Origin of the sequence: Mesorhizobium sp. M0074, assembly GCF_040322975.1 — a bacterium.
Classification (GTDB): Bacteria; Pseudomonadota; Alphaproteobacteria; order Rhizobiales; family Rhizobiaceae; genus Mesorhizobium.
Genome location: NZ_JAMYUM010000037.1, coordinates 22,828 through 30,606 on the forward strand (window position 1 = coordinate 22,828; position 7,779 = coordinate 30,606).

The following is a 7,779-nucleotide window of genomic DNA, read 5'->3' on the forward strand; positions in this document are numbered from 1 at the left end:
TCCGCTTGAGTATTTCTGCCAATGCGAGACCAGCCGATATCTGACCATGAGCTCACTTCTCTGCAATCTGATCGCGATGGTCACGCTGGGTCAAATATGGAATGTCGCCCAAAACCATCTCGAATCCAGATTGATATCGCTCAAGCAACCGCGGAGGAGCGATAGCGCTGAAACTGGTTTGCGATGTGCCTAAGTCCGGTCGGGAGCCGTGGCTGACCAGTGCTTGCTCTCGATCAATGTATTCACCACCTTGGGGATCAGCTTGCGGACCGCAGAAACGGCGGGAGAGCGCTCATCTTTCGGGTTGACGGCGAGCACAACGGAACGGGTGATCACTGGATCAACGATCTTGACCGTTCGGACTTGGCCTTGAGACGCCTCTTTCTGAATGGCTGACGGGGTAAGAATAGAATAAGCCTTTCCCTCTACGACCATATTGATGATTGTAGAAAGGGAGTCGACTTCGAATCTGACGTCCAGCACACAACCATGTTGCGCAACGACATCAGCCACCGAACGCCTGACATTGTTGTTGCGCATTGGAACCGCCAGCGGGAATGCATGCAGGTCGGCGAGCGGTATCGAATCTTCGAAAGGCGGTTCACCCGGCGGCACCACCAGGCAAAACTCTTCGCGGGCCAGCACCGTCATTTGCCCCACGCCCTCGGCAGTGCGGTAAAGGACAGCCAGATTGAAACGGCCAGCAGCCATCCACTCCTCCAGCGGTCCCGTCATGCCCTCGATCATCTTAAGCGAGATCCTCGGCAATTCGCTTCTTACCGATTCAATTAGGGGACCGCTAAGGACGCGAGCGGCTCCGGACGGAATGCCAATGGTCACCTCTCCGGAAGGAGCGGCCACCGAGTTGGTCAGTTCCGCCTCAGTGAGGTGAATTTCCTTCAGAATGATCCGCGCGCGCTCAAGCAGCTTGTCTCCTGAGGCCGTGACGCTGACACCGCTCCTGTCTCGAACCAGCAACTGGGTGCCGAATCCTTCCTCCAATTGACGCACATGCAGGCTTAGAGCGCTTTGAGCAACGTTGAGGGTCGCAGCTGCCTTCGTGAAACTGCCGGCTTCGACGACGCCGACAAAGTATCTTAACTGCCTGATGTCCACGATGACCAAATCCAACTGGGTCCTGACCCCAGTGCGTCTTACATATCTCGAAACCAGATGGCAGGCAAGCAACAAAACTGTCCGACCATGATGAATACCACCGCTTGTCCGACCGCTAATTAAATGCAAGGTCAGTTATTGCTTGCGAGAGCCAGGATTTCGTGGGCGCGCCGCACCACTGGCGGATCAATCATCTTACCATTCAACGAGAATGCAGACCGTCCGAGGGCGGCGGCATCGTTTTCCGCCGCGACGACGCGATGGGCCCACGCGAGTTCCGGTGGACTTGGCGAGAAAGCCTCATTGAATATGGCTACCTGTGCCGGATGGATCGCCAAAGCTCCGGCAAAGCCAAGCCGCCGCGCCTGCGTCGCGGCTTCACGAAGTTTATGAGTGTCCGAGAACTCGCCGATGCTCCCAATGAAGCCTAGCGGGAGCAACCCGGCCGCACGGGCGGCAAACAGAACGGAAAGGTTCGGCGCCAGAAGAAGGTCGAATTCCGGGGCGCCGCCAACAGCGGCACTGAAGTCTTCAGGACCAAGTGCCATTGCGACCATCCTTGGATGCGCCGACGCAATGGCCGCGACCCGTTGCAAGGCGCCCGGCGTCTCGATCTGGGCAAGAAACCGGATGCGCCCCAGCGGAAGATTTCTTTCTCGCTCAAGTTCTGAAACCGCATTCGCGATCTCTGATACCCACTCTGCCGAATCCGTCTTCGAAAGAACCAATGCGTCAACACCCGCCATCACGGCTGCATTGAGATCGGCCGCCAAGGCGCGCAAACCACGATTCACGCGGACCAAAACAGATGCGCCCTTGCGCGCCACCTTTGCCACGGATTCGGGAAGCTGCCGCCGTGATTCACCCTTCTGATCCTGGGGAACCGAGTCCTCCAGGTCCAGTATGACGCCATCTGCACCGCGCTCATGTCCCGTCTCCACGAAGCGCGGAATGTGAGCTGGAACGAAGAGCAGGGATCTCCAGCGGGGTATAGACATCGCGCTTTCAACGGCCGCAAAGGTGTCCTTTATCATGGAGTCGCCTCAGCGGTTGATTTTAACGACGGGGGTGGCAGTGAGCTTGCTGGGCGGCGGATGCACTGGGGGCCAGAGCAGGCACGCTCTCGGTAAAATCGTGAGCGCGCCCTTACGGCAAGAGGCGCGTTCACGCTGACGCTACCCTTAAACGGGATAGAACCTCTTCGCGGACAGCCTCGGTGTGGGCGCCAAGCGCCGGAACTGGGCGAAGTGAGGGGGGCTCGGAGTTGAAGATCGCCGCCGGCGCTATCGTCTCTACAGTTCCTTGAGGTGTGCCAACCTCAATCCTGCGAACGTGTGGATGTTTTGAAACATCCGCCACTTCGTTCAGTCGGCCGTATGCCAAACCGGCTGCCTCAAGCTCCCGCATCGCTTCATGGCAGGACAGTTCGGAAAAACGCAGTTCGATAATCTCATCAAGTTGCGCACGGTGACCGAGGCGCTCCATATTGTCAGCAAAACTAGGTGCGCGTGTAAGCTCCGGCTGCTTCAGGAATTTCTGGCAGAAATTTACCCATTCGCGGTCATTCTGAACCGAAAAGATGACCTCTTTGCCATCGGCACAACGATAGGCGCCATACGGTGCCAGCGACGGGTGTTTCACGCCCGCGCGTACAGTGTGATAGCCGCTATAGTCGTGTTGTAGAACCGGAACATTCATCCAGTCGGCGACGGCATCGAACAATGACACCTGGATGCTTGTCCCTTCGCCGGTGACCTCGCGGTGATACAGCGCCTGAAGAATAGCGCTGTGTGCCGTCATGCCCGCAGAGATGTCGCAAACTGACACCCCTACACGTGCGGGCCCTTGTTGCGTGCCTGTGATCGCGCATAGACCTGTTTCAGCCTGGACGATGAGATCATAAGCCTTCAAGTGGGAATAAGGCCCCCTTTCTCCGAAACCAGAGATGTCGCAGGTGATCAGCCGCGGAAAACGCCGACGGAGATCCGCAGACCCGAAACCCAGTTTTTCTATGCTGCCCGGTTTTAGATTTTGGATGAAGACGTCAGCACTGGCAATGAGCGTGTCCAGGACGACGCGGTCCGCTTGCGATCTCAGGTCCAGACTGACCGACTCCTTACCCCGGTTGAGCCAGACGAAGTAAGCGCTCTGGCCCCGCACCAACTTGTCGTAGTTTCGGGCAAAATCCCCTTCAGGTCTTTCGATCTTGATCACCCGGGCGCCGGCGTCCGCAAGGCGCGACGATGCGTATGGCGCAGCAACAGCCTGCTCCACGGCAACGACGGTGATCCCCTCAAGAGAGTTCTGCATGCAACACCGTTCTTTTTATCCAACGTTTTCGTTTTGAGCCCGCCGATGGTCGATCATCGCCAGCAAACGGTTTTGTTCATTCCCAACGATTGAGAATGCCTCGTCGACACCCATTCCGGGCTTTGCAAGCATCATGTCGGCCTGGGTTGCCACTGACACGTGGACAGAAGCTTGGGCGGAGAGATCTGTCTCGGTACAGCTTCCTCCGACATACGCTCCGACCTTGTTGGCCTTGCAAAGGAGAACGGCACGCGCCGTGTCGGCAATTGAGCCGACATCCGGGGTCTTGATTTGAACAAGATGCGTGGCCTTGGCTTCGGCAAAGAGCCGAATATCCTCAAGCGTATTGCATCTCTCATCCACGACAATGCGCGCGTTGGAACCCCGGTTGTCCAAAATTGATACGATCTGGGCATAGTTCTCGATTTGAGCTTGCGTCGAACCAAAATCCGCGGGCGACTCGATATTGAGCGTGAAACCGGGAACGGTATCGGCCACCTTGCAGATAAAGTCGGCGATCCGTTGAGGTTCCAGACCCATTTCGAGACCGATCCAGCCATACACATCGAAGTGCAGTACCGGATGGTACCCCGGGCGGCCGATTTCGCGCGTGCGCGCCGCAGCCCACTTCACGAACTCCATGAAGGTGTGGCCATGGACGCCGAATTTCTGCCGTGAGTTGATCAGGCCGTGGGGAAGCACATCCACGCCCTTCAGAATCATCTTGTCCACGTTGATTTCGCGGGCATCGCCGCTCTGGCAGTAAATCGGGACTCGGCGCGTCGGGAGCGGTAAGTCAAATTCACTGCATATGATCTCCGCCATCATCTTGCGATGAAGATGGGCCGCCGCGCGAAGGAGAGCCTGGCTGACCCCGTACTCAATAGCCAGAGGCAGCCGCTTATGCTCAAAAGGCTCGAAGACCTTTGCGCAGGCGTCAAGGTACCGAAAGGCGTCAACATCTAAAAGCCGGGTCACGATCTGCGACGTCAGATTCGAGATGTGAGCGGCATCGAACAAAGGATCGCGTCCGCCAGCACCAGAGTACTGGACGCTCATCATGTCGCCCCAGACAACCTTGTCGTCGGCAAGGACCAGTCCGACGCTTAGCGATGACGCTGGAACACGAATGGCTTTGAAGCCGGGGGTGACAGGTTCGCCCCTATAGATGAAACGGTCCTGGGGAACGCCGGCCTTGATCGCAACTTGGTCGTCATAAAAAAATGCACCATTGCCAGGCGCGAGGAGGACGTCTTTGATCTGCACTTACTTTGCTCGATTTCTGCCAGACTATGTTGACGGCACGGATGCAGTACGGACTGCTCGTCTAAGTATGCGCCATATGGCATCCAGATCGCCAATATAATCTCCCGGATAGCGCCATCGCGTTTCCAGATGGCCAGCGGCTGGTAGCTGCAATCTTGATTTCGACCGCAGGCGAAGCAGCCGGTCCGCACGTCCGGCAGGCAACGACACTATAAGAAACAGCCGTCTCAGTGTCGCCTGGACAGCTTGCAAAATGAACCCCAGCGATTGGCGCGCCGCCTGAGATTGGCGAGGACACGGCTGCGATATTGTTCCTCATGGTCGGCACCCGGATCCCTGTAGCTCATGCCGTGGCTGAGGGTGTTGTAGAACAGGACCTTTTGCGGGCGGTCGCGTCACGGCCTTCGCTTTGCCTGCACGAGAGGACAGCCGACGATAGAATGCTCTGAGCGCCGTATCGATAGTCGTGGCCGCCAACCGCAACAGCGCTGCTGCCCGGCTGGATGATTTCCGCGTGAAGATAGCACCTTCCGCCGGAGATTTTGTTACCCGGCGCCAGACACAGCCAGGAGGTGAAGTGCTTGGCGCTCGGCCAGGCCCTCAGATCCGTCCCGCACTCGCCGATGAGCTTCAACGCCAGTGACGGACCAACCCATGGATTTCGGTCAGATCAACGCGAAGGACGCCCATAGTGTAGCCCTGACTCGAACGACGGTGTGTTGACCTGCTTGGTCTTCACTCGTGCCAGGATAGCTCGCCGATCGGCTTTGCCGCTTTGTCGGTCAGCTGCGCCACCAAGGATTCCAGCTTGCGGTCGCAGTCGAGCATCTGGCCTGGTGGGTGTGGTAGAGCTCCAGCGACTGGGTCAGGGCGAAGACATGTTCGTCCCGGTCGTTGCCCACCAGTTCAGCGCGGATCGTCTCGATAGAGGAATGGCAACGCAGATCGCGGTAGGTCGGCAATACATCGGGATTGCGCTCGCCCGCTACAATCGCTCGGATGCGCATACCGGTCGCGCTGGTGATGTCGGAGACAACGCGGTGACGTTGCAAGTTCATCTCCATCAGGGCCTTTTGCATGTGCTGGATATGGGCGGCTGCGTATTCCACTGGATGTTTGATCCGGGCTTGATGGTTCATCATTGTCGTCCGAATCAAGGATGCACTATGGGCCAGATTCTGCATGGGAGCGCCACAAAGACAGAGGCGATCCGTCGAGCGATACAACATAGTGAAGCGAGCCTGAGGTCGCTTTCGAAGCGCTATGGCATCAACCCCAAGACGGTCGACAACGGTCCAGCTTCCAGCCCGATTCGGACCAGTTGCCATGGGGAGGCCTGGAGCGCCCGAGCAAGGTCTTCCGGGTGGCTGGGCACCTTCAGCTCCCGGCAGATCGAACCCATTTCGTCCACGATGCAGATCGTAGTCTCTTTGAGAGAGACGTCCAGTCCAGCGTAATGCTTCATGCAGCCTTCCTTTCCTGATGCTTGTGAGGCGACACTCTCACGCTATCATCAGCTCGAAACGCTGCATCCCTAACCATTGCCGTCGCAGACAGGGCCCAAGCCGAATACCCCATCTAAACATCTAGCCGCTCCCGCTGACGCAGATAGGCGCGCAGGGTTGCGATCTCGGCCATCAGGACGGAAACTCCCGCGTAACAAACCGTAGGCATGAAGCTGGCGGAGCCACGCGGCATCGCTAACATCTGTTTTGCGCCCAGGCACGTTCTTGGCGTGAACGCGCATTGACCAGAATGACCTCGACCCGTGCTGCTCAAGAATCCCACAGGCCGGGATCCAAGGATCCAATAGACCCCAGTGGATTCCATCGCGACACTGGTTACGCCGCACGCTTTGAACCAGTCCGCAAGGTCATGCAGGTATTGCGTGAACGTGCCAAACGCTCGCACTGGCGTATCAGTGCAGCCCGGGCCGACCGCTGCCATGTGCATTTTCGATCCGATGTCGATGCCATCGGCACCAACATTGACCGGCTTCAATTCCGGGCGGTCGCCGGTCGTCATCTTGGGGATCGCAAATCCTCCATCCGATTGTCGGCAGGAGGGTCTGGGTTATGCCTATCTTCATCTTCCTAATCGGGATCGCCATTGGAACGGCGTCACCTCTCTCAAGTTCGCATGTACCCATGGACCACGTTTTTTAACGGGGACTGCGCCTCCAATAAGCTGACGGCCGCTACCCCCTGAGGTGCGAGGGTAGCACGGGCTGTTTCTACTGCGCGCAGGCGGGCACAGGCCCGTGATAGCTTTTAGGATGTCGCGCTGCGCCTTCAGCTTCGCAACTGCCTTGCGCAGCCGATCTAGCTCCTGCTGCTCCGGCTTCATCTGCCCATGGCCGGGAAACGCATGCTGTGGATCAGCCGATAGCTCGCGCACCCATTTGCGCAGCACGTTCTCAGGGAGATCCAGATCCCGGGCCGCCTGCGCTACCGCAACGCCCCGATCCTTCACCAGCCTAGCTTTAACTCGCGGCTGAACTTCCTTCTTCGCATTCCCACTCTCCAGTTCCGTCAAACACCTTATCTCGATGTCCACGAAACGGCAGCAGGCCATGCAGCTTCATTGTCGCGTCGCACGGAGGGCCAAATTCCTCCACCCAGACCACCGGCTTTGGGGCGTCGGGAGCAACGAAGTACCCTCAGACCAATTCGGCAGCCGTCACGGCGGCAAAGGCGTCGCGCTGCGGGAACGACGCCGTGCCGATCCCGCTTGCCGATTTTTTAGACCGAGGTCGTGCGGATCCTGCCCTTAGGGTAAGCAGGCATGATTGGTTGATCTGATGGCCCTTGAGCATCCCAATCCTCTGAAAATGACGGAAGGTGTCTTCTACAACGCCCGTAACCATCAACACATCCATCTCAATTCGACCTCTGTGCCAACCGCACCAGCTGTCACATCATGTGGGCCAATCAGCTCGGCAGCCCGGCCGATGATCCTGTATGCCGGCGCTGAGCCATGCGCAAGCGTCACGCGAGACGATGAAAGTCAGCAATTTACCAGCATGTCGCGAGACATGCTGCTCAGCGACTTCGCGCCGTTCTCGGTCACTCGGACAGTCTCACTGAA

At 57.9% G+C, this 7,779-nt stretch carries 8 protein-coding genes and 3 pseudogenes; 2 read left to right on the plus strand and 9 right to left on the minus strand.

Annotated features, from left to right (window positions below):
- Positions 1 to 189 precede the first annotated feature (189 nt).
- The 6 genes from NKJ73_RS31940 to NKJ73_RS31965 form a co-directional block, all read right to left on the minus strand.
- Positions 190 to 1,116, minus strand: a complete 927-nt coding sequence (locus NKJ73_RS31940) for a LysR family transcriptional regulator (protein WP_352572312.1) — start codon at positions 1,114 to 1,116, stop codon at positions 190 to 192.
- 131 nt (positions 1,117 to 1,247) lie between these two features.
- A complete protein-coding gene (locus tag NKJ73_RS31945) occupies positions 1,248 to 2,150 on the minus strand; it encodes an HpcH/HpaI aldolase/citrate lyase family protein (protein ID WP_352572299.1) in 903 nt (300 codons plus the stop codon).
- A 130-nt stretch (positions 2,151 to 2,280) separates the two neighbouring features.
- A complete protein-coding gene (locus NKJ73_RS31950) occupies positions 2,281 to 3,426 on the minus strand; it encodes a CaiB/BaiF CoA transferase family protein (RefSeq protein WP_352572301.1) in 1,146 nt (381 codons plus the stop codon).
- A gap of 15 nt (positions 3,427 to 3,441) precedes the next feature.
- Positions 3,442 to 4,692 (minus strand): methylaspartate ammonia-lyase, encoded by a 1,251-nt coding sequence (locus NKJ73_RS31955; protein ID WP_352572303.1) that lies wholly within the window; start codon positions 4,690 to 4,692, stop codon positions 3,442 to 3,444.
- Between the two features lie 343 nt (positions 4,693 to 5,035).
- On the minus strand, positions 5,036 to 5,326 hold the full coding sequence (locus tag NKJ73_RS31960) for a transposase (RefSeq protein ID WP_352572305.1): 291 nt from the start codon (positions 5,324 to 5,326) through the stop codon (positions 5,036 to 5,038).
- A 148-nt stretch (positions 5,327 to 5,474) separates the two neighbouring features.
- On the minus strand, positions 5,475 to 5,876 hold the full coding sequence (locus NKJ73_RS31965; protein WP_352572306.1) for a hypothetical protein: 402 nt from the start codon (positions 5,874 to 5,876) through the stop codon (positions 5,475 to 5,477).
- Between NKJ73_RS31965 and NKJ73_RS31970 the strand changes: the two are divergent.
- A pseudogene (locus NKJ73_RS31970) lies at positions 5,859 to 5,978 on the plus strand (IS481 family transposase); the annotation flags it as partial. The gene NKJ73_RS31965 and the pseudogene NKJ73_RS31970 overlap by 18 nt on opposite strands.
- Here NKJ73_RS31970 and NKJ73_RS31975 read toward each other — a convergent pair.
- The 3 genes and pseudogenes from NKJ73_RS31975 to NKJ73_RS31985 all read right to left on the minus strand — a co-directional run.
- Positions 5,978 to 6,157, minus strand: a pseudogene (locus NKJ73_RS31975) (IS110 family RNA-guided transposase); the annotation flags it as partial. The pseudogenes NKJ73_RS31970 and NKJ73_RS31975 sit on opposite strands and share 1 nt — an antisense overlap.
- Positions 6,158 to 6,270: 113 nt before the next feature.
- Entirely contained in the window at positions 6,271 to 6,717 is a 447-nt protein-coding gene (locus tag NKJ73_RS31980; RefSeq protein ID WP_352572316.1) for a hypothetical protein, read from the minus strand.
- A 243-nt stretch (positions 6,718 to 6,960) separates the two neighbouring features.
- A pseudogene (locus NKJ73_RS31985) lies at positions 6,961 to 7,205 on the minus strand (transposase); the annotation flags it as partial.
- Between the two features lie 275 nt (positions 7,206 to 7,480).
- Between NKJ73_RS31985 and NKJ73_RS31990 the strand changes: the two are divergent.
- Positions 7,481 to 7,779: hypothetical protein (locus NKJ73_RS31990; RefSeq protein ID WP_352572308.1), on the plus strand; the 299-nt coding region annotated here is incomplete at its 3' end.

Coding starts and splice junctions, on each gene's coding strand:
- NKJ73_RS31980 (WP_352572316.1), bottom strand. CDS start 6,717: ATGACGACCGGCGACCGCCCGGAATTGAAGCCGGTCAATGTTGGTGCC.
- NKJ73_RS31965 (WP_352572306.1), bottom strand. CDS start 5,876: ATGCAGAATCTGGCCCATAGTGCATCCTTGATTCGGACGACAATGATG.
- NKJ73_RS31950 (WP_352572301.1), bottom strand. CDS start 3,426: ATGCAGAACTCTCTTGAGGGGATCACCGTCGTTGCCGTGGAGCAGGCT.
- NKJ73_RS31945 (WP_352572299.1), bottom strand. CDS start 2,150: ATGATAAAGGACACCTTTGCGGCCGTTGAAAGCGCGATGTCTATACCC.